The sequence below is a fragment of the Paenibacillus sp. FSL H8-0175 genome, assembly GCF_045040615.1.
GTDB classification, from domain to species: Bacteria; Bacillota; Bacilli; order Paenibacillales; family Paenibacillaceae; genus Paenibacillus_AQ; species Paenibacillus_AQ odorifer.
On record NZ_CP150299.1, the window covers coordinates 2,916,698 to 2,940,618 of the forward strand.

A 23,921-nucleotide genomic window follows, 5' to 3' on the forward strand; every position below is an offset into this window, starting at 1 on the left:
ATGGATTGATTTCACAAAATAAGATGAAGGAGACATGCTATGAGTAGAGTTAAAGCGAAATTGAAGTGGTTTTTGCCTTTTGTCGCACTGATGCTAGTTCTTGCCGGCTGTCAGTCGGTAGGGGGGTTCGATGTTAATAAGGCGTTGATTGGGGATGTTGATGTTAAATCATCAGAATCCAGTATGACTTTTTCCATGAATGCTGAGCCCATAGAGGGAATTAGCGCGGAAGATAAGGAAATGGTTGATCTTATTAATTCTTTTTCCTTGAATATTAGTAAAGCTAAGTTACAAGATAATGGGAGTTTATCGGCCCAAGGAACTGTTGGTTATAAACAATTGAATATTCCATTCACCTTGTTTATGGACAAACAAACACTTGCTTTTACAGTTGAAGGAGCAAAACAACCGTTCTACTTCCCTGTACAAGGATACGATGAAATCTTAGGTGAAGTAGGCTTGGATACGGCAAAAGCTGAAGATGTCAGTAAGCTGTTGACGAAATTCGTTGTTAAGAATCTTCCGAATCCTGGCGTAATCAACATTACACCGGTTAGTGATGCTGTGTATGGTGAGCAGTTGAACATGACGAAGCTGCATGCAGAAGTGACTGGTGATGAGCTTCCTGCATTGTTAAAAGGCTTCCTGAAGTCTGTTTCCAAAGACACAGAAGGTTTTACTGAATTGGTGGGTGGTCTTTACGACTATCTGTACCCTGTGATCAAAGCTATGGATGAAGACGGTTCTGGCGATATTTTCAATCTGGGATTCGGAGATATTCCACTGGATGATAAAGAAGCTGTCGTAACTGTATTGCATGATGCTGCCAAATTGGCTGTTGATGCATTGCTGCTAGTATATGACAATCAAGTGGACAGTCTTTACAAATCAACTCCTGAGATGAAGACCGTGTTGAGTAAGGATACGAAGTTATCTGTTGATATTTTCGTTGATAGTGCTCTGCATGTGCGTAAACAGAATGTTGATCTGAAAGTGGCGCTTCCGGGTACCGAGGATTTCCCATTGAAGAGCCTCTCGCTTAAAGCTTCCAGTCAGATTTGGAACATTGGCGGTGCTGTAACTGCTGATCCAATCAGCACTGAAGGTGCACTTGATATTTCTTCCGGACTTACACCTGGGGAGACTTTGAGAAATTTTGCCCCCGATTCTGATGTATATCGTATATTGAAGGATGATCTGGGCATTACGAAGAGAACCATTGTTATCGAACCTGATGACGAATATTATTACCCAATTGTAGACAAGAACACTACTTATATCCCACTGCGTTATTTGGCAGAAGATTTAGATGCTACTGTAGAATGGGATACGGCCAATCGTGCAATTAACGTTACTGATAGTGTGTACGGAGATAAACTGGTATTCAAAATCGGTTCTTCCGAAGCCTTGATTAACGGCACGGCTGTAAAGCTTGCCCAACCTGTATTTGTTGACGAGTATGGCGATGCATATGTATCCTTGCGTCTGCTTGCTGAAGCGCTTCATGCTACTGTGTCGGTAGATGAAGATGGTTGGATTACTATTGTACGGAAATAGTTGTATCTTAACGATTAATTAACACAATAAACCCAGCTTCCATCTGACGCATAAATGCAGGTGGAGGCTGGGTTTTTCATATGAATACATAATCCAGTTATTGCTTCGTTAATACCACCTCTAAAGCTATATTACTAAGCTCTTTATCCTCTGTCATACTTTGGATGTATCCACCTAAGAAACCTTCTTGTAGGCCTTCCCAAAGCTTGTAGCCTGGCATCGCTTTAATATCTTCTGAGGAGCTGCCGGCTGTCCCCGCGAAATATCTTACATTTAGCTTGGCCATTACCTCTGCCATCGATGCCTTTTCAGACTGCGTAAAGGAACTCTCCTTTAAACCATCCATAGCTTTGTTATAAGAGTTTGTAGCAAAAGTATCCTCAGCATAGGTCTTGAAGTTTAAAAGATTCTGATCTGTATTGCCATTAGCTTTAGCCCATCCCTCTACATTTAAGGGCGTTGCTTCATAATTGACGGTTCTGCTCAGGGGATCGAAGGTCATCGCTCCGTATTGATGTGGATAGACAGCCATTGCACTTGTTGCGATATCATAAATTGGCGTTTCTTCCGAAGAAGTTACCGGGTCTACCCGGATGTCCTGCATATGGATATGGCCTGACAAGACTAAATTAAGTTCATTTTCACGAAGTACCTTTATTGTTTCCTGACTGTTGTTAAGCTTAAAGCCTGAAACAGACATAGAGGTGTGGCTTAGTAGATTGTGGTGCATAACCGTGAGAACAGAAGCATGCTCCTTGGCAGCCAGTTTAACAGAATTATCTATCCATGATAGGGTAGAGGCGGTCAGGCGTCCGTCCGTTTGGGGGAAACCGTATTTCTGATTGTTATGATATTGGCTGCTGTCAATCATAAGGAGCCATAAATTTGGCGCTGCCTTAACGATGTAACTTAGTGATTCTTTATCACGTGATACAGCTTCTTTGTAACCGAAATCCTCATACATCTTGGTAAAGTCTTTGTCTGTAATGGAATCCGTAACAAGCTGCTTATCCCCGCTGAAGGATCTGGCCCAAGGATTAAATAAATCGTGGTTGCCTGGAATGACATAAACAGAGGTTCCTTGTGCTTCGATTCGCTTTAATTTTTGGGTTAGCTCCTGATGGCTGCTGCGTTCTCCGTTATTTGTTAAATCTCCACTCAGGATGAGAAAATCAGGCTTCTGCTGCTCAGCGTCATAAACCAAGGTTTCAAGGATTTCATCACTGTAAGGCAGCATTTTTCCATCACCGCCAGTTACATATTTTTGAAAAGCTGTACCGCCATCCTGTAGCTTCTTATCTAAGAAGTGAGTGTCCGTTGCCACCCAGAAAGTGAGGGGGTGAAGATCATTCGGATCTTGTGCTGTTGAGGTTAAATTAGACGAATTTGTGTCTTTACAGCTAGTTAGAGCCAAGCTCATTGAAAGGAGCAGCAATAATGAGATTAAGGCTGATTTTCTATGCCGAACAAGGGCTTTCTCGCTTGGGAATTTCATGATTATAACCTTCCTTCTATACATTTGCTGCACTATTGTAGCGCATTTTAGCTCGTGGTGTATATCGGAAAAGGAAGAGGGCAGTTTCTAGCCCGCCTGAAGTGATTAATGATTAATAGATCAGGTGCATAATTAAGCCCATAAATGCGACAATAAGAGTTGGCAACGAATATATCCGACAAAATAAGTTGTGAATAACTGTTGTGTTTTCAGAAAAAAGGTGCTAAGATATACAAAAGTAAGTTACTAAAATTAATGGAGGTAGTTATTTTATGTCTAACAATTTCTTTGAAGCAGTAAAAGGAAGACGTTCCATATATGCCCTTAGTAAAGAATCTACGATTTCGGATGCACAAATTGTAGAAATCGTTGAACAAGCGGTGCTACATAGCCCAACTTCTTTCAACTCCCAAAGCTCAAGAGCCGTTGTTCTTCTTGGAGAACAACACGATAAGCTATGGGATATCACTACAGAAACATTGCGTAAAATCGTTCCTGCCGAACAATTTGAAGGAACAGCGCAAAAATTAGCGTCTTTCAAAGCAGGTTACGGTTCCGTACTATTCTTTGAAGATCAAACGGTAGTGAAGAGCCTGCAAGAGAACTTCGCTCTATATGCTGAGAACTTCCCAATTTGGGCTAACCAATCCTCTGGTATTCTGCAATTTGTAGTATGGACAGCACTTTCTGAAGCAGGTGTAGGTGCCTCCTTGCAGCACTATAATCCACTGATTGATGATGAAGTAAAAGAAGCATGGGGCATCCCGCAAGAATGGAAATTGATTGCTCAATTGCCATTTGGTAAAACAGTTACTCCTGCTGGTGAGAAACAATTCCAACCGATTGAAGATCGTGTTAAAGTCTTTAAATAAGTGAAATAAGCGTTTGAAACCTCCTTAACCAGGCTAAGTATGTATATAGACTGGTTAAGGAGGTTTTTGGTATGCCATGGAACAAAGAGGATTATCCAGAATCATTGAAGAACTTCACAGCACCTGTTCGCAATAAGGCAATCGATATTGCGAATGCGCTCCTCGAAGATGGTTATGAGGAGGGGCGGGCGATTTCAATTGCCACAGCGCAGGCGAAAGAGTGGGGGGAGAACCACGATAAACAAATCCGTAAAAAAGGCCATTAAGGCTTAATCAAAGGCCTGAACATAGAAATGAAAAAAAGCAGGACAGCGTTTATTAACGCTTGTCCTGCTTTTTGACGGGCACAATTATTTAGTGGATTCATTTCCTGCTGCTGCGCTTGCAGTTGGCTCAGCTGTTGCAGCTGCATCTTCTTTAGCGTCAGTAAGTGTGTTCGTGATTTTTGCTTTTTCAGTTGTTTCTGACATCCAAGTGGAGGACAGAGTGGAAACCTTTTGCGAAACTAGTGTTTTACGAATTTCATCTTTCTTTTCTTCCAGTGTATAGTCTTTAGCATCTTTATGGTCGGTTACTTTAATGATGTGATAACCATAATCGGATTTGACAGCATCACTGGTTTCACCAACTTTTAGCTTAAAGGCTACATCAGAGAATTCAGCTACCATATCGCCACGTTTGAAGAAGTCTAGATCTCCGCCATTATCCTTGGAACCCGTATCAGAGGATTTTTCCTTGGCAAGAGTAGCGAAATCTGCGCCTTCTTTCAGTTGCTTCAGAATTGCATCTGCTTCTTCTTTAGTCTCAACGAGAATGTGGGAAGCGCGAACTTGTTCTTCTTCACTGAAAGTAGCTTTATTTGTGTCATAGTATTCTTTGATTTCATCATCCGTTACAGTGACTTGTGGCTCAAGGATTTTACGCAGCTTTACTTGCAGCGGCATTTGCTTTTTCAAGTCGTCTACAGTCATTGAGCTTTGGGACAAAGCAGCATTAAAGGCAGCTTCTCCGCCGAATTGTGCTTTAAGATCTTCAAGTTCAGTGTTGATGTCTTCATCTGTAACAGTTACGTTAGCTTTTTTAGCCTCTTGATCAACAAGCTCAGTTGTAATCATAGATTGCAGCGTGCTTTCTCCGCCTGCTTCGATCAATTTATCATAAAGTTGTTCTTTTGTGATCTTTGTTCCGTTTACTGTTGCAACAGCTTTTTTGCTGTCGTCTTTTTGGACGACCAGAACAATGATTAGTGCTGCAGCTAATACGATAGAGGCAATCATCCAAGCTTTATTGCTTCTAGGAGCAGTCGGAGGTGTAGGTGGCGTAGCGTTGTTCGCACCGACTTTGTTCATTACTGGAATACTGTCTGCTTTTGTTGTATTCACAGGTTCCTCAGCAGCAACTTGCGCTACTTCAACCTCTTCATTGATAATCTCGGAAGTGTTCAATTCTTCTTCCGTGGTACCGTTGTTTTCTAAGTTCTCATTTCCATTCAGATCTTTTTTGTCCATTATTAGTAATGACTCCCTTCAATATAGGTGTTGCTTGTCTATTTACAACTTTAACAGAAATCCTAATCCTAAACCTTAAGAAAGTATAAAAAAAGGCAGGATCTTTTTAAGTTTCTATTAATAAAAAGCAAAAAGCCGGAAATGGCATCAGTAACATGCCTTTCCGGCTAATGGGAATAAGATGTCTACTTCAGTCCTTTCAGAAGATGACGAATGCTTTCTTGTTTTCGTCTTGGGACACGTACGTTTTTAGCATACAGGCCCATTTCACCGAAATAAATGCAGTCATCTGCGATAGAGCTGATCTTGTTCAGGTTGACATAACAGCCACCGTACACATGATAATAACTTGAATTGGACAACAATCGATTTAATTGCTCGGCAGTCATTCTCTTTTTTATGTTATAGTTTCTGCCGTGAAAAATGACCAAATCATGGTCCCCGACCTTAAAGAACAGAATGTCTGTCTCCACCTCGAAGTCCTCGTACACATTTCTGGCTTCCAGCAGGATGCTACTCATTCATGTTCCCCCTTTATACGGAATAAAAGACTAATGTTAGCGCTTTCATTATATCACAACAGTTAATCGTTGGAAAGACCCATTTTTGAATTGTTTCGTACATTTCTAACTTTATCGTTTGTAATTAACGTTTAAAAATTGTAGATTATATAGATGATCACATCTAATGAGTGTGAAGTAGCAATACTTTTGAGGAGGAATATAGAGATGAATGAGCAGAATAAGTTATTGCTGTTTACAGGTTCTTATGCAAGTGCCGCGGAAAGCGGAGTGCAGGTGTTTGAATTCGATGGAGCTGCAGGTGGTACGCTAAAGCTGCTGGATTCGGTGCAGGGCTTAACTAATCCTACCTTTGTTAATGTAGATGCCGCTGAAAAACGTCTATATGCTATAGGAGAAAAACCGAATGGTGAGGGTGGAAAAGAAGGCGAGGTTGTTACCTTTGCCATTGATCCAAAGGACGGGAAATTGAGTGAACTGAAACGCATTCCCTCCATGCCTGCTTCTGGCAACCGTCAAACAACCACCTGCCATATCAATAGAGATTTGAATGATGAATACGTTGTTGTATGTAGTTATCATGGTGGAAGTGTTGGTTTGATCAAATTAAATGAAGAGAAAGCTGCGGATCAATTAGTTGATGTGGCCGTACATTCAGGTCATGGCCAGCATCCTGAACGGCAGGACCGCCCTCATCCCCATTCCGCTATTTTCAGTCCGGACGGGCAGTATGTGTTTGTATCTGATCTTGGGCTTGATTTAATTCGTGCCTATAGAATCAATAGAGAAACCAACAAGCTAGAAGTGCATGGTGATACGGCGCTGCATCCAGGAGCGGGACCACGCCACTTCACTTTTCATCCAGACGGAAAGTCTGCTTATGTAATTAACGAGGTGGATTCCACCATTACATCGTTTACATATGACAGTGCCGCAGGCACTCTGCACACTGTAGATACAGTGCCGACGCTGCCTGATGATTTTAACGAAGAGAATACTTGCGCTGAAATCGCCATTTCCAAGGACGGAAAATATCTGTACGCTTCAAACCGTGGGGCTGATAATATCGCTGTGTATGCTGTGGATAATGCATCTGCTAAGCTTACACATCTGGAATATGTATCTACTCGTGGGGGACATCCACGTCACTTCGCATTGACACCAGATGGAGCTTATCTTATCGTGGCAAATCGTGATGCGAATAATCTGGTTGTATTTTCAATTGAAGCGGCTAGTGGCCGACTCGAATTTACTGGAAATACAGCTGAAGTATCCAAACCGGTATGTGTGAAGCCCGTAATTGTTCCTGTATAAAGTTACTCCATTTGAAGAGTGAATCAGTGATCTTGGGAAATGCTAAAGGGAACACCGGATATAAAGTCCGGTGTTCCCTTTTTTTGAAAATAAAAGCCTGTGATTATCTGGTTGATGAGGTGAATGAGGGAGTAGACTATTTGAGCGAAACGGGCTTAAGAGGTACAATAGTGGATACTGCAGATTTGAATAGTACATTTTGCCTGCCATCACCTTGACCTTGTAAAGTGATTGTGAAAGCATCGTACGAGGTTACGAGCCCTTGCATTTTCACACCATTCGTCGTAAAAATCGTCACAGGCACCTTTGTGGAAATGAACTGGTTCAACAATCGTTCTTGCAATTTTAAACTCTCCACTTTGGCAGCACTCCATCTTCTGTGAATTTTTTTCTCTCAATAATTATAACATGGGTTAGTCCCTCACTGGAAATGAGATCAACAGTCACCTGAATAGACATGGAGGTATTTATGCTTTATTATCAGAACTGGTCTAGAGCTTTTCGCTTTTTTTTAGGGTTTGCTGCTTGTTTCGCCGTTATAGCTGTCCTTGTAAGTATGAATAAGGTATCAACCTTTGATAACTATATTATTGATGGGGTGCAATCAGCGGAATCACCGGCGTTGACCTCATTCGCCAAAGGTTTATCTCTGATTGGTTCCTCTAAGATCGCTATAGGCATATCTATCGTTACCATGGCACTGCTCTATTTTTTGCTGAAACACCGATTTGAATTAATCTTGTTCCTGTGGGTTGGATTAGGCTCACAGCTCTTGAATACAATAATGAAGTTATGTTTTCACAGAGAACGTCCGAATTTACATCGCATTGTTGAAGAGATTGGTTATAGTTTTCCGAGCGGGCACTCAATGGCAGCATTCTCTTTGTACGGCGTTATTGCCTTTTTAATGTGGCGTCATCTGCGGCGGAGGCATGAACGGGTCTTATTAATAATGTTCGCCGTATTCATGACCGTGGGGATTGGCTGGAGCCGTATCTATCTGGGTGTTCATTACCCGAGTGACGTAATTGGGGGATATATGGCTAGTGGTGCTTGGCTGATGTTGTCCATTTGTTTATTTCAAATCTACAAGAGCTCGCGTAAGAATTAGGACAGATACAAAAACGGATATCTTTCATAACGCATGAAGATATCCGTCTTTATGTGTAAGAGGATTGTTTAAGGAGTCGTCACATGTTGTTCAGATGTTTTGCGATCCTGGAATTGTCCCATTTTGCTTATTCTTTGCTTCAGCATCGCAGGAAGTCCTGCTTTAAGCTTTTGGGCTTCGTCTTTTGTCAGACGTCCTTCGGTGATGGCTTGATCCAGCCGTTGGTTTGCCGATTCGCAGAGCTTCTGAATATATTGATCTTCCGTCCAGCCTTTTTTCTCAAGAGCAAGCTGCGGGAGCGTTTTGCCTGCTTTCAGGCTATTGATTAGCTCTGTACGATCCATTTCCAGCAGTTTAGCCGTTTCAAAAATAATGAAATGTCCACCAGCCCTAACCTTTCCGTCTTTTCCTGGATGGTGACCGTGACCTTTCTCTGAAGGATGGGCACCAGGTGCGGTGGCTGTAAGGGTTACTTTCTCAGCAGAAGCACTTCCGATTGGCGCAAGAGCTGGAGACAGGCTGAGAAAAATAACGGTCGTGAAAGTCATTAATCTTTTGATATTGTTATTCATTCACTCACCTCGTATGTTATGTGATAGGCACTACTCGAATTAGTATTCCCTGAAAGCTGAAAGAAACATGAGTGAGAGCTTAAATGTTCTTAAAATTCATCAACTCCAGGCTGGGGTAATTAGAAGTACGAGGGTTCGCTGATGTTCATATTGTAGCGTGGGCTAATTTTTAGGAGGGATAGGTTTGGCTTTAGGAGCTCGCATATTTAAAACAGGTTTGGCCGTTACGCTAGCCCTGTATTTAGCTGTAATGCTTCAATTTCCTTCTGCCGTGGGTGCAGGGATTGCGGCGATTTTCGCTATGCAGCCCTCTATTTATCGCTCTTGGCGTTATTTTCTTGACCAGCTCACGACTAGTACAATGGGGGCCGTCCTGGCTTTACTTGGAGGGATGCTGTTATCCAACAGCCCAATAGCAGTCGGTTTGGTCTGTATTCTAGTCATTATGATCAGTATGAAAATCAACCGGGCGGATACGATAAGTCTTACGTTAGTTACTGTAATAACAGTGATGGAGGCTTCGGGTGAATGGCAATTCGCACTTAATCGTTTTTTATTAACTTTGACAGGTATTGTTTCTGCATTTCTAATCAATATTATTGTCGTTCCTCCAAAACCTCGTAAGCAATACATTAAGCAAATTGAGAATGTTTTTTCAAGCCTCTCTTTATTGCTAAGAACAGCGGTTTCTCATGAGATGAAGGAAAGTGTATTTCGTGATGAAAAAAATGCTTTGCATTCATCCATAAAATCGTTGGCTGATAAGTATGCATTGTTTGAGGAGGAGCAGAAGCAGTTAAAACGGGCCAAGTATAGCCAGACTAGACAAATGGTTGTGTATAAGAACCTGTTAGCTTCTTTGCAAAAAGGTTACGATGTTCTCGAGGCCGTAGATCGGCATTATTTCCAGGCGGATCGGACCGAACATACAGATGCTCTATTTGATAATCATTTGGAACATTTAATCAAATATCATCAGCACATCTTACTTAAGTTTGAAGACAAATTAAAGCCCAATGCCAATGAATCCGAACCCTTGGGAGAAGACAATGATGAATTCCTGAATACTGCGATTTTGGGGTATAATGCAGAGAAAATAGGTCAGCTGCGTTTATATGTTGTGGCTGCTGCAATTTATGATTACGGATATCAATTGGAGCGCTTAGATAAAGTGGCCGATCAGATGAATCGTATAGCGGAGGATAAAGAATCTGTGCATGAAGCCTAAACATAACCTTGTGAAGAGCAACATATAAGCTTTGTAACAGCAAAAAATCCGGTTCCACAGGGACCGGATCATCTATTTAAGAGAATACTTGAAATCTCAAACTGAAATTGCTAAAATGATAAGATATCGAATAAGTATGCATTTAAAAACATAAATATGCAAATTTATCATATCATGATTCAAATGGAATGTCAACCTTCCAAAAGGGGATGAAATGTAGTGGATAACAATGAAAGTCAGTGGAAAGAGGAACAGGAACGGGTTGACGGAGTAACCAAGCTTTTGTCCGCCCATATTCGCAATTTATCAGAGGAGCTTGGACTTCATCGCAGTGATGTAGTGGATATGCGGAAAGACTTCTGGGAAGAGGTAACCGTAAACTTCAGTAGCCCGGATGATTTGGGAGAAACCTCAACAAGTCTTCGCCAACAGTCCCAAATCCTCAATGAACGGGAACGTCATCATTTGCAATCAAGCAAGGCGCTGAAAAAATATAAAAAGCTGGTTGTCTCTCCTTACTTTGGCCGCATTGATTTCACAGAGGAACCAACGGGCGGGCTGGAAAAGATTTATCTAGGGATTGGATCCTTGATGGAGGATGATGGCACCTTTTTGATCTATGACTGGCGTGCGCCTATCTCCAGTCTGTATTATGACGGGGCACCAGGTCCTGCAGCTTATGAAACACCTGGAGGATTAGTCTCCGGAACAATGAATCTTAAACGCCAGTTTGTTATTGCTGACGGTGTAATTGAAGTTATGTTTGACACTGGGGTTACGATCGGGGATGAGCTGCTGCAGCAGGTGCTAAGTCATAGCGCTGACGATCGAATGAAAAGTATTGTTGCTACAATTCAAAAAGAGCAAAATGCGATAATCCGCAACGACAAAAGCCGGATGCTAGTTGTGCAAGGAGCAGCGGGAAGCGGAAAAACCTCTGCTGCATTGCAGCGGGTAGCTTATCTTCTATATAAATACCGTGAAGTATTATCAGCAGATCAAATGCTGCTGTTTTCACCGAATCCGCTGTTTAACAGCTATGTATCTACAGTGCTCCCGGAGCTAGGCGAAGAAAATATGCAGCAAACAACGTTCCAAATGTATTTAGAACATCGTCTTGGACATGAATTCCTGCTGGAAGATGTCTTTAGTCAGACCGAAAGTTTACTTAATGCTCCTGAGGGTCCTGAGGTGGCTATACGCAGAGAAGGCATTGCCTATAAATCGTCCGTACCTTTCCTCGATGTGATTCGGCGGTATGCTACGTTATTGGAACAGGAGGGTATGCTTTTTAAACCTTTAATGTTTCAAGGGAAAGCAGTGGTCAGTAAAGAAGAAATGGAACGCCAGTTCTACGCGTACGATCCTGCCATAAAGCTTGCAAATCGTGTGGATTTGATGATCCGCTGGCTGCTTAAGAAGATTGCAGATTTTACTCATGAGGAAAGAAATGCGAAGTGGGTCGAAGATCAGATCGAGCTGCTGGATTCCAGCGATTATCACCGTGCATATCAGATGTTGCGTCGGAAGAAGAAAGCTTCGCAGGATAGCTTTGATGATTTTGATACGGAAAAAGAAGTGTTATCTCGTTATGTAGTCAGCCAGCGGCTCAAACCACTGCGGGGTTGGACTAAACGGGGTCGATTTGTGGACGTTAAGGGCTTGTACAGCACGTTATTTACAGATCGCGAGCTTATGGCGCGCCTCAATGGAGATTATCCTTTACCAGAGGTGTGGGATGATATCTGTGAGCAGACATTGGAATCCATTGGAGTGAACGAGCTTGCTTATGAGGATGCTACGCCATTCCTTTATCTGAAGGAGTTAAGCCAAGGCTTCCGGACCAACACACTGATCCGCCATGTGATTGTAGATGAAGTACAGGACTACTCTCCATTCCAATTAGAGTTCATGCGCCGTTTATTTCCAAGAGCAAAAATGACCGTATTAGGCGACCTGAACCAGGCCATTTATGCGCAAGGTGAGGTACTGGGGGATTTGTCTAGTCTCGTAAGTATATATGGTGAAGAGAACACAGAAGTGATCTCGTTAACCCAAAGCTACCGTTCAACTTATGAGATCGTGGAGTTTACGCGGTCAATGATCCCTGGAGGAGAACGAATCGTACCATTTAATCGGCGGGGAGAAGAACCCCAGCTAAGTGTGGTATCCAGCGAGAAGGAGCTTCTGAATGCTGTGGAACAGGATATCCGCAAGCTGCATTCTGAGGGATATCATTATGTGGCTGTCATCTGCAAAACAGCGGAGGAAAGCGCAAGGGTTCATGCTGAACTAAATCGTAGCCTGCCGGTGAGACTTGTTACAAAGGAAACACCGAATTTTCAGAAGGGGACACTGGTTCTGCCTGCTTATTTAGCAAAAGGCGTGGAGTTTGATGCGGTCGTCATCTATGATGGCTCGGCTGAACAATATGGCAGAGAAAGTGAACGCAAATTGTTTTATACGGCGTGCACTCGGGCTATGCACTTGCTGCACATTTTTAGTCTGGGTGAACCTAGCCATTTTATACCGTCCGCTAATGTGGCATCTTTAAGCGCCGGGTCGCTGTAACCATAGATTTCTTCATTTTAAGATCGTCCTTTCCGAAGCAGCGGAGGGACGGTCTTTTTGTTTTCATGAATAAAGAAGGGCGAACAAACCACAATAAAGAATGTTGTACACAATGACAAAGGTGGTCAGTTCATGAAGGAAAGAAAATGGGATCTGCTTGCCTTAGCATCAATCCCACTAATAATGACCCTCGGTAACTCCATGCTGCTGCCTATTCTGCCGCAGATCTCCAAAGAACTCGGCATTAGCGCTTTTCAAGTCAGTATGCTGATTACCGTGTATGGATTGATGGCAATTGTAATGATCCCTATTGCAGGTTATCTGTCAGACCGTTTTGGGCGAAAGAAGGTTATTCTTCCGAGTTTAATTATTGCTGCAATTGGTGGTGCTGTCTGCGTGGTGTCTGCTTGGTTTATGAAGGGGGTTAGCGCTTATTGGGTGATCTTAGCAGGGCGTCTGTTGCAAGGAATTGGTGCAGCAGGTGCTTTTCCAATTGTAATCCCCTTTGTAGGCGATTTGTTAAAGGAAGAAGAAGATGTGAGCAAAAGTCTGGGAATCATTGAGACCTCCAATACGTTTGGTAAAGTACTCAGTCCAATTCTTGGTGCCTATCTTGGGATATGGCTCTGGTTTGCTCCTTTTATTGCAATTCCCATTCTATGTCTAATTTCATTTTTGTTAGTCTTATTTCTGGTCCGAAAACCCGAAGCAAAGGATGAACCTGAGAAACAGGAACTTCGGGCGTTTTTATCTGGAATTGTGAGCGTTTTACGTAAAAAGGGACGTTGGTTGTACGCTATTTTTGCCATAGGCGGCATCTGTATGTTTGTGACCTTTGGTGTCCAATTCTATTTATCAGAAATGCTGGAAACTAAATATAAAATGCACGGGGCGACGAAGGGGTTTGTGCTGGCGATACCGCTTGCCCTCTTATGTCTGTCCTCCTATGGAACAGGAAAGATCATTGGTCAGAATAAAACGCTAATGAAATGGCTGGGTTTTGGGGGCATGGTGTTACTGACTGCGGCGATGATTTGTGCGGGGTTCAACAAAGGTATTTATTTTTTAGTAGGGTTTATGGGGTTAGGTTGTGTTGGAATCGGAATTGTACTTCCCTGTATGGATGCTTTAATCACGGAGGGGATTGAGAAGGAGAACAGCGGCACAATAACCGCTCTTTATAGTAGTATGAGATTTATAGGGGTAGCGTTGGGGCCGCCGGTGGTATCGTTGCTGCTAAGCAGCGGGCATTGGGTCTTGTTCGCGTTGATGGCTACAGTAGGGGCAATTGGTGGATTACTGACCTTGTTTGCAGTAACTCCGAGTAAGGGGGAAAAGGGGGAGCCAGGCGTTAAAGACAAAGAGAAGATAATTCCTCCGATCTGGCCGAAACGTGTTCGCCAAACCTCCTCAATGTCTCTGGATGGAAAAAAGGGCTATCCCTAAGCTGCGTAGCCGCAGCTTGTGGGATAGCCCTCTAGATAAAAGAATAAAAGATATTCTTAGGCTTGTGGAACAGATTCCCAATCCTTCAAGAAACGTTCAATACCGTTATCTGTCAGCGGGTGCTTCCAGAGGGTTGGCAGAAGTGAACCTGGGATTGTAGCGATGTGTGCACCAGCAATAGCTGCTTGCTCAACATGAGCAATGTTGCGGATACTTGCTGCAATGATCTCGGATTTCAAGTTGTAGTTAGTCAGGATAGTCTTCAGATCCTTGATCAGCTTCATTCCGTCAACACCGATATCATCCAGACGACCTACGAAAGGAGAGATATAAGTTGCGCCTGCTTTAGCAGCCATCAAACCTTGAGCCGCGGAAAATACTAGTGTAACGTTAGTTTTGATGCCTTTTTTAGTAAGCTCATAACAAGCTTCCAAGCCATCTTCAGTCATAGGGAGTTTAATTACAACGTTTGGAGCCCATTCAGCAATTTCGTATGCTTCTTTAAGCATTTCTTCTGCTGTAAGTCCGATTACTTCTGCGCTTACAGGTCCTGGAACGATTGCAACGATTTCTTTGATAACATCCTTGAACAATCTTCCTTCTTTAGCGATCAGCGAAGGGTTAGTCGTTACGCCATCCACTAGTCCTAGGCGAGTAATACGTTTGATTTCTTCAATGTTTCCGGTATCCAAGAAAAACTTCATTTTAAATTTCCTCCCTTGATTTCCATATGGATTGACAAGCAACATTCATATTTACATTATGAGACATGCAAATCAAAGTTTCAACTGTTATTTTGAATATTTCAAAATAACTTTATAGAATCAGTATTACCTGTATGCGCTGAATTTCAGATAATATAAGATTGGCTTAGGCCTCCCTCCATGATAATATATAACCGGAATTGTTATTTTGGTTGGGAGGTGGGGATGGGATGATGTATGCGATATTGGTGATTTTACTTGTGCTTGTGCTGGCAGCAACGGGATTCCTTGCCTACCAGAACAGCAAGTTGGTGTCTAATCAGAAGAAACTCGGTACTGCATCAAGTGATCCTTCCCTTATGTATTCTATCTTTGACCAATCTAGTGCAGCTGGTGTTGAAGAACCTGAGGCCATTCCGTTATTTCAATACACTGTATTTGCGCGGTCGAATGGAGCGGTTGTTGTGAGCAAGCCTGTAGCTATGATTATTTTGTGCAGAGTTGCTGCGGGAAAAGGGGATTACTTACTGGCCGATGTCGAGCGTAATATGCTTGAGAAGATTAGTAGGCCAATGCCTTTGAATGCGTATTCTGAGCATAAAGCCTACTTACACAGGACGGCTAATCACACAGAAAAAGAGATGATTCTCAATCTAGAGGATGCAGTGAATTTACAATATACATAGAGTAGGGTGAAAGATATTGATTTTTTGCTCTGCGCAAAGCATAATACAAATTTGGATATAAAAAAAAATCAAACAGCCGGAAGCAATCGCGTTTTATGTTAAACACAGCTACCGGCACATTGATTGGTAAAATAATGGATGCCAGTCAGCACTTAGGCATGATATCTCCCTACGGGTGCATTAAGCACCCATTCCAGCATCATGATCATATCTTCAACTCTAGTGAGCTGAGTTTGCAGGTTATCTTGCTGTGGGCTTTTCTCTGTTAATGAAGCTAATCTTGATTCCAGAGATCTGCGCTGCAGTGTCAATTCGTTGATTTTAGATTGAATTTGGTTTTCGGTTCTCATCCGGAATCCTCCTGAACAATAGGTGATTTCAACATCATCATAGATCATTATAACGGATAACATGGGGGTAATAAAATGAGTATCAATGTTAAACAATTAGCCGCGGAAAAAGCAGTGGAATTTGTAAAAGATGGCATGAAGATCGGCCTTGGTACTGGATCTACTGCCTATTGGGCGATCAACAAGCTTGGTGAGCGCGTCAGTGAAGGTCTAAAGATTACCGCTGTAGCAACCTCCCGTGCTTCCGAAGAACAGGCGCGTGAACTTGGGATTCCAATCGTAGCTTTTGGAGATATTGATAGTCTGGACCTGACCATTGACGGAGCGGACGAGCTGGATAGTAGTCTACAGCTTATTAAAGGCGGCGGTGGCGCGCTGCTTCGGGAGAAGATTGTTGCGAGTAACAGTACTCGTATGATCGTTATTGCTGATGAGAGTAAAGTGGTAAACACACTTGGCAAATTCCCGCTGCCTGTGGAAATTGTTCCTTTTGCATGGGAATGGACTGTGGCTGAACTTGCCAAGCTGGGTTGCAATCCTGAATTGCGTCGTAGCGGAGAAGAGCTGTACAAGACAGATAACGGCAATTACATCGCAGACTGCCGGTTCGAAGTCATTGAGTCCGCACCGAAGCTGGCACTGACCATCCAAAGTATTCCGGGAGTTGTGGAACACGGCTTATTTATTGGAATTGCAGCAATGGCTATTGTGGGTAAAAAAGATGGAAGTATTGAAATTATAGAAGCTAAACCGGGCAATTGATCATTCGTAGATCTGGAGAATCTAGCAGTTTACGGAAGCTGAGAGCATTGACACGGATAGGGCTGACTCTGTATAGTGCTACTGTTATCTATTGGATGTTCATCGGTTTTGGGCGTGAGATCCATACAGGTGGCCCGCTTCAGTACAATTTGATTCCATTACGTACGGTGTCACTTTATTTCGACATGAATAACGGGTTATCGCTGATCAGCCGGTTTGTGAATCTGCTTGGAAATGTTGTTGTGTTTATTCCATTTGGTATACTAATTCCACTTGCAAAGACACGGCCAATTTCTTGGAAAAGAATCTCTTTATATGCTGTTCCTTGCATCCTGCTTTTGGAGTCTCTGCAAATGCTGCTGCATGTCGGAAGCTTTGATATTGATGATCTATTGTTAAACATGTTAGGGATATGGACAGGTTACTGTATGTTTCGAATCGGGTACAGAAGCAACAGAGAAGGAGGAATGTGAACAATGTTGGTAGATCTTAAATCCCTTATTGGTTCGCCTGAGGTGAACGAGCTGTTGACGTATGCGGTCATTGATGACCCCAACGCGTTGGAGCAGACATCGTCTGAGTACAGCGAACAAGCCGGGCTGCAGTTATATGGCTGGGAAGAAGAAGAACTCCTGCTTGGTCTTGTAGGTTTCGAAGAAACCGAAGACGGTTCTTTGGACATTCGGCATATTGCCGTCTTGCCAGAGAATAGAGGGAAAGGTTATGCACGGGGAATGATTCTGGAGCTGCTCGCTACTTGTCAGCCGCGTTATCTGGTAGCTGAGACTGAGGATGAAATCGCCGCAGATTTTTATCGCAGTCTAGGGTTCATGGTGTACAGCTTAGGAGAGAATGAAGCCGGAATTGAAATGTTAAGATGTGTATACGAAGTTGAAGAGACCGAGGATGAGGACTAAAAAGTCTTTGAAGGTCATAAAATGGCAGGTCGAGAAGAATCTCGGCCTGTTTTTTTTGCGTTTTGCCTTTAAATGCCCGAAAAAAAGCCAATTGACTTTTATAAAAGCAGGTATTATAGTTTGACAATGAAACTGTTCGATAGTTGAACTATATTTTGGAGGTAGGAAGCTTTGGATAACGAAGTGCAACATTGGATCAATCGCTACATGGATGCTTATTTGATTGTGACAAGACAAGTAGCAGCAAGAATTAAAGATAGTATTGCTGCGGAGACAACGAATGATCAGTATCAAATTCTTCGGTTGATTAATGCTCAGGAACAATGTACGTCTACATATCTTGCTGAATCTTTTTGCGTGGGTAAAAGCTCCATTACTGCAATCATTAACAGATTGGTGCAAGCGGGTATAATCGAGCGAACTCGTGACGAGAATGATCGCCGCCAGGTGTATTTGTCGATGTCTGAGCACGGAAAAAAAGTTTTTGAAGCAGCGGAGACGCAGGTACATGAAGTGATTTCCCCGTATTTGTTTCATTTTGAAGAGAAGGATATTGAAATGTTCGTCATGATGTTCGAGAAGCTGGCGAATTTAATTCAGAATGATGATGGAGGGAAGAATCCATGAAGACGATTCTAAAAGCAAGATGGGCGGTTATCGCAATCTGGCTCGCTGTGGCCGTAGTTTTGGTCATGACGGCCCCTTCGTTCTCTGATCTTGTACGTGAGAAGGGGCAGGTTACTGTACCTGATGGCTATTCCTCATCTAGAGCGGCAGAAATCTTAAAGGAAGCGGCGAATGACAAGGGCGGAGAGACACTGCATCAGGTAGCTCTTGTATTCAATAATCCAGAGGGAATCGGAGCCGATGAAACAGCTAGTATCCAGCAGGGCGTTGAGAAGTTGGCTGCGAATAAGGAGACGCTGCAGATCGATTCCATCACCGATCCTTTTTCACAAAGTGAGCTTAAGGAAACGTTGATTGCCAAGGATGGCAAGACGATAATGGTGGCGTTGTCTATCAAGGGCGGAGGAGAGTCTGTCACCGCACTTCCTGATAAAGTGGATGAATTACTCACAGATGTTAAGGCGGATCATTATTTAACCAGTGAGGGTTTGATTACTGAGGATATGATTGCTAGCTCGGAAGCCGGGCTTAAGAAATCGGAATATATTACGGTAGTCTTTATTTTACTTATCCTGTTCGTGGTATTCCGTTCGTTCGTGGCACCGTTTGTTCCGCTACTGACGGTAGGACTCAGCTATATTGTTTCTCAGTCCGTTGTGGCTTTTTTAGTGGACCGTTATGATTTTCCATTATCTACATTTACTCAAATCTTTATGGTTGCGGTCATGTTCGGGATTGGTACGGATTATTGTATCCTGTTAATTAGTCGTTTTAAAGAAGAAATGATGACAGCAGAAGATACCAAAAGTGCTATTATTGCAACCTACCGTAAGGCTGGGGGAACGGTGTTCTATTCCGGACTTGCGGTATTCGTAGGTTTTGTAGCGATTGGATTATCCAAATTCATTCTGTATCGCTCGGCGGTAGCCGTTGCCGTGGGGATTGCGGTTATGCTGCTGGCGCTTGTAACCATTGTTCCATTCTTCATGGCGGTACTTGGCAAAAAGCTCTTCTGGCCTTCACGCGGGAAGCTGGAGCACAGTGAGAGCCGTATTTGGGGAGCAGCAGGTTCTTTTTCCTTAAAAAGACCATGGGCCGCGCTGCTAATTGTTGCAGTAATCGTAGCTCCGTTCCTTGTTACCTATAGCGGAAAGCTGTCCTTCAACAGCTTGGAGGAAATTGGCTCGGAATATGCCTCGGTAAAAGGATTTAACATCATTTCGGATAGCTTCGGGCCGGGTGAATCCATGCCTGGCAAGATCGTAATCAAAAATGATGACCGGATGGATACTTCAGAATATCTTGGACTTGCAGAAAAAATCAGCCGCGAGCTGGAAAAAGTGGACAGCGTAAAATCAGTGCGCAGCATGTCTCGTCCAACCGGAGAGCTGATCAGTGATTTCTTAATCCCGAATCAGGTGGGGACTTTATCTGACGGTCTGGATCAGACCAGTGAGGGACTGACCAAGATTCAAACGGGATTGTCTGAAGCTAGTAAACAGCTGAGTGAAAATGCACCTAAGCTTACAGAAGCTGCTCAAGGCAGCGCTAAGCTGACGGAAGGCACAGCAGAACTGAAAGATGGAATCGTCGCGTTAGGCGATGGGCTGGCACGTATTGAGAGCGGAATAAAAAGCGGCTCAGCTGGTGCGGGAGAGATCAAAGCAGGACTTCAACAGGCAGCTGCTAGTGCCAAGCAGCTTGCGGATGCCAATACGAAGCTGCTGGAGGGATATAAAAAAATCGGCAGCGGTTTAACTGCGCTGGATCAAGGGCTTGGGCAGCTTCCGCAGCAGCTGCAAGGTGTGGCAGAAGCGTTGAAGGGACTGGATGGTTCTTTTACGGGTCTTGAGAGCAGTTATCCGGAAATTCTGCAGGATGTTAATTATCTGACCATTAAAGGCACCGTAACGCAGAGTGGTACTGGGGCAGCTCAGCTGGCAGCGGGTCTTGGGCAGATCTCAGAGCAGCTTAAAGGAGCAGCAGCAGGCTTAAATGAGGCGAATGCTGGCTATGCCAAAGCTTCGGCTGGGCAAACTGCACTCGCACAAGGTTTAGCTAAGCTTGTTGCGGGCATCGGTCAGCTGCAATCTGGGCTGGAGCAGGCCGCAGCAGGCCAAGGACAGATCGTAGATAAAATTCCATCCATTACTAGCGGCCTAGATCAATTACAAGGCGGACAGCAGCAGCTTGCGGATGGTTTTGGTCAATTAACAGGGCAGATAGGAGCCTTAACTACTGGATTAAGCGACAGTGCAAACGGATTGGAACAAATTACCAGTGGGCTGGGCTCTGCACAAGATTATTTGAATCAGATTCAAGCGGCTAAGGATGATGAGCTGAGTGGATTCTTTGTGCCGGCTGAGGCTCTTGAAGCTGAAGGCATAGAGCAGGTATTTAATACCTACTTGTCTGACGACCGTAAGGTAATGACGCTGGATGTAGTATTCACTGAGAATCCATATAGTTCAGAAGCTATTGACAGTGTTGATGATATTCAAGCAGCAGTAGATCGTGCAGTGAAAGGTACGAAGCTGGAAAATGCAGAGTCTGCAATCAGCGGGGTTACAAGCAGCCAGAACGATTTGCGTAATATTTCCAACGAAGACTACACACGTACAGTAATCTTGATGCTGGGTGGGATCTTCATTATCTTGGTGTTGCTGCTTCGTTCAATCGTAATGCCGATTTACCTTATTATTTCTCTTTTGATTACTTATTTTTCAGCATTGGGTGTTACAGAGGCTATATTTGTTCACCTTCTGCACTTTGAAGGGATTACCTGGACAACGCCATTCTTCAGCTTTGTTATGCTGATTGCGCTTGGTGTAGATTATAGTATTTTCTTAATGGCCCGCTTTAACGAATATAAAACTTGGGATGTACGGGAAGCGATCCTGCATGCCATGCGCAATATGGGAACAGTCATTCTTTCGGCGGTAGTTATTTTGGGCGGCACCTTCGCATCGATGTACCCTTCAGGCGTATTGTCGATGATGCAGATTGCAACAGTGGTGCTTGTAGGATTGGCCTTGTATGCACTAATCTTCTTGCCGTTTTTTGTTCCTGTTATGGTACGGATCTTCGGCCGTGGGAACTGGTGGCCATTTGCGGTCAAACAAAGTGGAGAACCCACTAAACAAGATGTAAACATGTAATCACTCTACACAGCAAAAAACCTCTAGTGTTTGCCTAAATAAATAGGCGGCTAGAGGTTTTTTTGTGAAAATATAAGTACAAAGTTTATTTCATTTTGGCAAAAAAGCTACGTAACGCCCAGCCGCGTTCTTGCCGTTTTTTATATTTGGGTAGCGAACGGTAGATGGCGGTGGATTCGTCGAAAGCACGTTTAGCATCCTCAGTTCTGCCCAATGCTTTGTACATGGAGCCGGCTAAATAATAGGCTTCACTAGAGGAAGACTGAATCTCTTGAAATTGAGTAACGTAATGCAACGCTTTATCGTGATCTGTATGGCGGAAGGTTTCCGCTAACCGAAGATATGGCTGACCATATTGGGCTTTTCGGTTGATTTCTAGACCTCGAAGCATCTGATCTTCGCCTTCTTCCAAAGCGCCCAGCTTAAGATTCACATGACCCAGCTCTACCCAATATTCGGCAGATTGTTCGTAACGGTCTTCGATCTGTAGCAGGATATCCTTGGCTTCCTTGTATTTTTTACGTTCTGACAGATTCCGGGCTAAATCAAATTTTGCAGAAACATCATTTGGATTCAAAGATACTGTTGTGCGCAGCTTGGAGATTTGCCGCACCCGTTTGAAGGGCTTTGTTATACTAGGGAAGATTCCCACGTATCGCCGATCTAAGAAATACAAGATAACAAGCAGGATGAATAAAGCCAGAAAAGGGTTGCCCACTAATCTGAAAAGCATCATAATACCTATAAATTTAAGCATGATTTCCCTCCATGATCATTTGGTTCCGGTATTGCGGTTGAATAAGAGCAGATCTAAGGCAGCGTAATTATATCATAATTCAAACCAATCTGAATCCCGGGATTTAAGATAAACTACAACTTTTGTCAGCTTTATAGCGTCTTAGTGTAATAGAAATAATAATTACAATAATATCATAAGAAGGGAAAATCAAGATGCACTTATTTTCAAGGAAGCTAAGGCTGTTTAGTTTGTTGGTTTGTTCAAGTCTGGTGACTGCATTGTCTGTCCCTCAAGTTATAAGTGCAGCTCCATCACCTGGGAAGTTGGGTGGGATTAAGGAGATTGTTGCTTCGCCTGGTTTTTGGGGTGGAAGCTCTTTTGCGGTGGGAACTGACGGAGATGTTTGGTCCTGGGGGAGTAATGTTTTTGGTCAATTTGCTAATGGAACTGTCGGGCCTGAGGGTTGGACGATTACTCCCCATAGAATAGCTGGGCTTGAACATACGAAACAGCTGGCGATCGGCGAAGCGTACTATGTAGCGCTGAACGAAGACGGTACGGTTAAGGCTTGGGGAGATTATCGGGATAAGAGTGTAGCAGAAGCTGGCAATGGGGCAAGTGCTAAACAACACAAGGTTCTGCTTCCTCAAGGGATCTCAGGAATGAGTGATGTGGTTAGTATATCGTCAGGATTGCATAGTGCATTAGCTTTGAGAAACGATGGAAGTCTACTCCAGTGGAATCCTCCAGAAGCTTCAGATGTGGGCTATACAGAGCTGCCTGCTGCCACTAAGGTACAGGGTTTGAGCGAAGTGAAGTGGATCGGAAGCAGTATTTATCATGCCGCCATTCGAACTAACGGTACGCTGTGGATTTGGAGTGCTATCCCGCAAACAGAGAACACGAATGTGATGAAGAAACCGACCCCAGTTAAGGATTTATACCATGTAAAGTCCGTCTCTATGAGCGATCGCAGTATACTGGCTTTAACCGAGAGCGGGAGCGTCTGGGGAACAATTGACAGCAATAATTATAACGAAGTCACGATGAGCAAGATGCCAGGTCTTACGGATATTGTATCTGTCCAGACGAAAAACGGGTTCAATCTTGTTGGCAATAAAAAAGGAGAATACTGGGTATGGAAAGCTGGTACCTCACTACAAGGTCTGCAAAAGATTACAGCCGTAAAATCGATCTCAAAACTTACGCTGGATTTAGACAACTTTGCAGCTGTTAAAAAAGATGGCACCGTGTGGACTTGGAGTACCCAACCATCAACCGACAACCGTTTAGTTTTTACGCAGCCTAAGTTAATAAAAGGATTGAGTGATCCTGTTTCTTTTGCCATGGGTGAGAATAGTAAGTATGCAGTCCTGAAGGATGGAACAGCTGTGGCTTGGGGAACAAATAGGTTTGGTCAACTCGGAATTAGCGCGGTTGATTCACGTCCTTTTACTATATCTCCTATTTTAAAGCCTGTTACTGTAATTGTAGATGGTTCAAAAATGTATTCCGCACAGTCTGCTATTTTTATGGATGGAAGTGTAAAAGTACCGATTAGGGATGTAGCAGAAAGTCTGGGATATACCCTGTCTTTGGAGGGGGAACTGACGTTGACGAAAGCTGGGAAGAAAATTTCATTACCATCAGCAGAATCCATTAAAGTAAGCTATACTTCTCTAGTGCCAGCAGCGGCTTTGGCCAAAGCTACAGGTCTATCTGCGGAGTGGAATAGTACGCTGTACCAATTAACATTACAAACAAAAAGATGACTTACATTTAA

At 43.3% G+C, this 23,921-nt stretch carries 23 protein-coding genes; 15 read left to right on the forward strand and 8 right to left on the reverse strand.

Annotation, left to right across the window (positions count from 1 at the left end):
• Nucleotides 1-39: 39 nt before the first annotated feature.
• Nucleotides 40-1,557: a copper amine oxidase N-terminal domain-containing protein gene (locus MHH46_RS12670; RefSeq protein WP_076183428.1), complete on the forward strand. Its 1,518-nt coding sequence runs from the start codon at nt 40-42 to the stop codon at nt 1,555-1,557.
• Between the two features lie 97 nt (nt 1,558-1,654).
• Here the strand turns inward: MHH46_RS12670 and MHH46_RS12675 are convergent, their stop codons facing one another.
• On the reverse strand, nt 1,655-3,052 hold the full coding sequence (locus tag MHH46_RS12675) for a metallophosphoesterase (RefSeq protein ID WP_076189892.1): 1,398 nt from the start codon (nt 3,050-3,052) through the stop codon (nt 1,655-1,657).
• Between the two features lie 272 nt (nt 3,053-3,324).
• On the opposite strand from MHH46_RS12675, the gene MHH46_RS12680 reads away from it, so the two are divergent.
• Nucleotides 3,325-3,924 (forward strand): nitroreductase family protein, encoded by a 600-nt coding sequence (locus tag MHH46_RS12680; protein WP_076125903.1) that lies wholly within the window; start codon nt 3,325-3,327, stop codon nt 3,922-3,924.
• 71 nt (nt 3,925-3,995) lie between these two features.
• Nucleotides 3,996-4,190, forward strand: a complete 195-nt coding sequence (locus tag MHH46_RS12685; protein WP_036686240.1) for a hypothetical protein — start codon at nt 3,996-3,998, stop codon at nt 4,188-4,190.
• Nucleotides 4,191-4,274: 84 nt separating this feature from the next.
• On the opposite strand, the gene MHH46_RS12690 is transcribed toward MHH46_RS12685, so the two are convergent.
• On the reverse strand, nt 4,275-5,432 hold the full coding sequence (locus MHH46_RS12690; RefSeq protein ID WP_076125905.1) for a peptidylprolyl isomerase: 1,158 nt from the start codon (nt 5,430-5,432) through the stop codon (nt 4,275-4,277).
• Between the two features lie 185 nt (nt 5,433-5,617).
• A complete protein-coding gene (locus tag MHH46_RS12695; RefSeq protein WP_036686243.1) occupies nt 5,618-5,953 on the reverse strand; it encodes a LytTR family transcriptional regulator DNA-binding domain-containing protein in 336 nt (111 codons plus the stop codon).
• A gap of 207 nt (nt 5,954-6,160) precedes the next feature.
• On the opposite strand from MHH46_RS12695, the gene MHH46_RS12700 reads away from it, so the two are divergent.
• On the forward strand, nt 6,161-7,267 hold the full coding sequence (locus tag MHH46_RS12700) for a lactonase family protein (protein WP_076189893.1): 1,107 nt from the start codon (nt 6,161-6,163) through the stop codon (nt 7,265-7,267).
• A 136-nt stretch (nt 7,268-7,403) separates the two neighbouring features.
• Here MHH46_RS12700 and hfq read toward each other — a convergent pair whose 3' ends face one another.
• Entirely contained in the window at nt 7,404-7,625 is a 222-nt protein-coding gene (hfq, locus tag MHH46_RS12705) for an RNA chaperone Hfq (protein WP_036686247.1), read from the reverse strand.
• A 198-nt stretch (nt 7,626-7,823) separates the two neighbouring features.
• Between hfq and MHH46_RS12710 the strand changes: the two genes are divergently transcribed.
• Nucleotides 7,824-8,378, forward strand: coding sequence for a phosphatase PAP2 family protein (locus MHH46_RS12710; RefSeq protein ID WP_248548099.1), 555 nt, complete (start codon nt 7,824-7,826; stop codon nt 8,376-8,378).
• A gap of 68 nt (nt 8,379-8,446) precedes the next feature.
• Here MHH46_RS12710 and MHH46_RS12715 read toward each other — a convergent pair whose 3' ends face one another.
• Nucleotides 8,447-8,950 (reverse strand): hypothetical protein, encoded by a 504-nt coding sequence (locus tag MHH46_RS12715; RefSeq protein ID WP_076189895.1) that lies wholly within the window; start codon nt 8,948-8,950, stop codon nt 8,447-8,449.
• Between the two features lie 184 nt (nt 8,951-9,134).
• On the opposite strand from MHH46_RS12715, the gene MHH46_RS12720 reads away from it, so the two are divergent.
• From MHH46_RS12720 to MHH46_RS12730, 3 genes are all read left to right on the forward strand, one after another.
• The gene (locus tag MHH46_RS12720; protein WP_076125912.1) at nt 9,135-10,178 is read left to right on the forward strand and encodes an aromatic acid exporter family protein; all 1,044 of its coding nucleotides are present in this window, start codon (nt 9,135-9,137) and stop codon (nt 10,176-10,178) included.
• 219 nt (nt 10,179-10,397) lie between these two features.
• Nucleotides 10,398-12,749: an RNA polymerase recycling motor HelD gene (helD, locus tag MHH46_RS12725; protein WP_076183442.1), complete on the forward strand. Its 2,352-nt coding sequence runs from the start codon at nt 10,398-10,400 to the stop codon at nt 12,747-12,749.
• Between the two features lie 132 nt (nt 12,750-12,881).
• Nucleotides 12,882-14,195, forward strand: coding sequence for an MFS transporter (locus tag MHH46_RS12730; RefSeq protein ID WP_081387716.1), 1,314 nt, complete (start codon nt 12,882-12,884; stop codon nt 14,193-14,195).
• Nucleotides 14,196-14,251: 56 nt separating this feature from the next.
• On the opposite strand, the gene fsa is transcribed toward MHH46_RS12730, so the two are convergent.
• Nucleotides 14,252-14,899 (reverse strand): fructose-6-phosphate aldolase, encoded by a 648-nt coding sequence (gene fsa, locus MHH46_RS12735; protein ID WP_036686257.1) that lies wholly within the window; start codon nt 14,897-14,899, stop codon nt 14,252-14,254.
• A 230-nt stretch (nt 14,900-15,129) separates the two neighbouring features.
• On the opposite strand from fsa, the gene MHH46_RS12740 reads away from it, so the two are divergent.
• Nucleotides 15,130-15,585, forward strand: a complete 456-nt coding sequence (locus tag MHH46_RS12740) for a hypothetical protein (protein WP_076189896.1) — start codon at nt 15,130-15,132, stop codon at nt 15,583-15,585.
• Between the two features lie 152 nt (nt 15,586-15,737).
• Here MHH46_RS12740 and MHH46_RS12745 read toward each other — a convergent pair whose 3' ends face one another.
• Nucleotides 15,738-15,935: a hypothetical protein gene (locus MHH46_RS12745; RefSeq protein ID WP_076189897.1), complete on the reverse strand. Its 198-nt coding sequence runs from the start codon at nt 15,933-15,935 to the stop codon at nt 15,738-15,740.
• An 81-nt stretch (nt 15,936-16,016) separates the two neighbouring features.
• Between MHH46_RS12745 and rpiA the strand changes: the two genes are divergently transcribed.
• The 5 genes from rpiA to MHH46_RS12770 all read left to right on the forward strand — a co-directional run bounded on the left by rpiA (nt 16,017) and on the right by MHH46_RS12770 (nt 21,399).
• The gene (gene rpiA / locus MHH46_RS12750) at nt 16,017-16,697 is read left to right on the forward strand and encodes a ribose-5-phosphate isomerase RpiA (protein ID WP_139330165.1); all 681 of its coding nucleotides are present in this window, start codon (nt 16,017-16,019) and stop codon (nt 16,695-16,697) included.
• A 47-nt stretch (nt 16,698-16,744) separates the two neighbouring features.
• Nucleotides 16,745-17,170 carry a VanZ family protein gene (locus tag MHH46_RS12755; protein WP_139329837.1) on the forward strand — a complete coding sequence of 142 codons (426 nt, stop codon included), beginning with the start codon at nt 16,745-16,747 and terminating at the stop codon, nt 17,168-17,170.
• A gap of 3 nt (nt 17,171-17,173) precedes the next feature.
• The gene (locus tag MHH46_RS12760; protein ID WP_076189899.1) at nt 17,174-17,614 is read left to right on the forward strand and encodes a GNAT family N-acetyltransferase; all 441 of its coding nucleotides are present in this window, start codon (nt 17,174-17,176) and stop codon (nt 17,612-17,614) included.
• Nucleotides 17,615-17,785: 171 nt separating this feature from the next.
• The gene (locus MHH46_RS12765; protein ID WP_038570382.1) at nt 17,786-18,241 is read left to right on the forward strand and encodes a MarR family winged helix-turn-helix transcriptional regulator; all 456 of its coding nucleotides are present in this window, start codon (nt 17,786-17,788) and stop codon (nt 18,239-18,241) included.
• A complete protein-coding gene (locus MHH46_RS12770; protein ID WP_076189900.1) occupies nt 18,238-21,399 on the forward strand; it encodes an MMPL family transporter in 3,162 nt (1,053 codons plus the stop codon). Before MHH46_RS12765 ends, MHH46_RS12770 begins: the two co-directional genes overlap by 4 nt.
• 85 nt (nt 21,400-21,484) lie before the next feature.
• On the opposite strand, the gene MHH46_RS12775 is transcribed toward MHH46_RS12770, so the two are convergent.
• Complete coding sequence (locus MHH46_RS12775) at nt 21,485-22,156, reverse strand: lipopolysaccharide assembly protein LapB (RefSeq protein WP_076183453.1); 672 nt, start codon at nt 22,154-22,156, stop codon at nt 21,485-21,487.
• 194 nt (nt 22,157-22,350) lie between these two features.
• Here MHH46_RS12775 and MHH46_RS12780 point away from each other — a divergent pair, with 194 nt between their 5' ends.
• The gene (locus MHH46_RS12780; protein ID WP_076189901.1) at nt 22,351-23,910 is read left to right on the forward strand and encodes a hypothetical protein; all 1,560 of its coding nucleotides are present in this window, start codon (nt 22,351-22,353) and stop codon (nt 23,908-23,910) included.
• The last annotated feature ends 11 nt before the right edge of the window (nt 23,911-23,921 follow it).

What these genes read in the sequence shown, in the direction of transcription:
- MHH46_RS12730 (WP_081387716.1), top strand. Translation starts at nt 12,882, where the DNA reads ATGAAGGAAAGAAAATGGGATCTGCTTGCCTTAGCATCAATCCCACTA.
- MHH46_RS12740 (WP_076189896.1), top strand. Translation starts at nt 15,130, where the DNA reads ATGATGTATGCGATATTGGTGATTTTACTTGTGCTTGTGCTGGCAGCA.
- MHH46_RS12760 (WP_076189899.1), top strand. Translation starts at nt 17,174, where the DNA reads ATGTTGGTAGATCTTAAATCCCTTATTGGTTCGCCTGAGGTGAACGAG.
- MHH46_RS12780 (WP_076189901.1), top strand. Translation starts at nt 22,351, where the DNA reads ATGCACTTATTTTCAAGGAAGCTAAGGCTGTTTAGTTTGTTGGTTTGT.
- MHH46_RS12700 (WP_076189893.1), top strand. Translation starts at nt 6,161, where the DNA reads ATGAATGAGCAGAATAAGTTATTGCTGTTTACAGGTTCTTATGCAAGT.
- MHH46_RS12685 (WP_036686240.1), top strand. Translation starts at nt 3,996, where the DNA reads ATGCCATGGAACAAAGAGGATTATCCAGAATCATTGAAGAACTTCACA.
- MHH46_RS12710 (WP_248548099.1), top strand. Translation starts at nt 7,824, where the DNA reads ATGAATAAGGTATCAACCTTTGATAACTATATTATTGATGGGGTGCAA.
- MHH46_RS12690 (WP_076125905.1), bottom strand. Translation starts at nt 5,432, where the DNA reads ATGGACAAAAAAGATCTGAATGGAAATGAGAACTTAGAAAACAACGGT.
- MHH46_RS12770 (WP_076189900.1), top strand. Translation starts at nt 18,238, where the DNA reads ATGAAGACGATTCTAAAAGCAAGATGGGCGGTTATCGCAATCTGGCTC.
- MHH46_RS12775 (WP_076183453.1), bottom strand. Translation starts at nt 22,156, where the DNA reads ATGCTTAAATTTATAGGTATTATGATGCTTTTCAGATTAGTGGGCAAC.
- MHH46_RS12695 (WP_036686243.1), bottom strand. Translation starts at nt 5,953, where the DNA reads ATGAGTAGCATCCTGCTGGAAGCCAGAAATGTGTACGAGGACTTCGAG.
- MHH46_RS12745 (WP_076189897.1), bottom strand. Translation starts at nt 15,935, where the DNA reads ATGAGAACCGAAAACCAAATTCAATCTAAAATCAACGAATTGACACTG.
- fsa (WP_036686257.1), bottom strand. Translation starts at nt 14,899, where the DNA reads ATGAAGTTTTTCTTGGATACCGGAAACATTGAAGAAATCAAACGTATT.
- MHH46_RS12670 (WP_076183428.1), top strand. Translation starts at nt 40, where the DNA reads ATGAGTAGAGTTAAAGCGAAATTGAAGTGGTTTTTGCCTTTTGTCGCA.
- MHH46_RS12675 (WP_076189892.1), bottom strand. Translation starts at nt 3,052, where the DNA reads ATGAAATTCCCAAGCGAGAAAGCCCTTGTTCGGCATAGAAAATCAGCC.
- MHH46_RS12715 (WP_076189895.1), bottom strand. Translation starts at nt 8,950, where the DNA reads ATGAATAACAATATCAAAAGATTAATGACTTTCACGACCGTTATTTTT.
- MHH46_RS12680 (WP_076125903.1), top strand. Translation starts at nt 3,325, where the DNA reads ATGTCTAACAATTTCTTTGAAGCAGTAAAAGGAAGACGTTCCATATAT.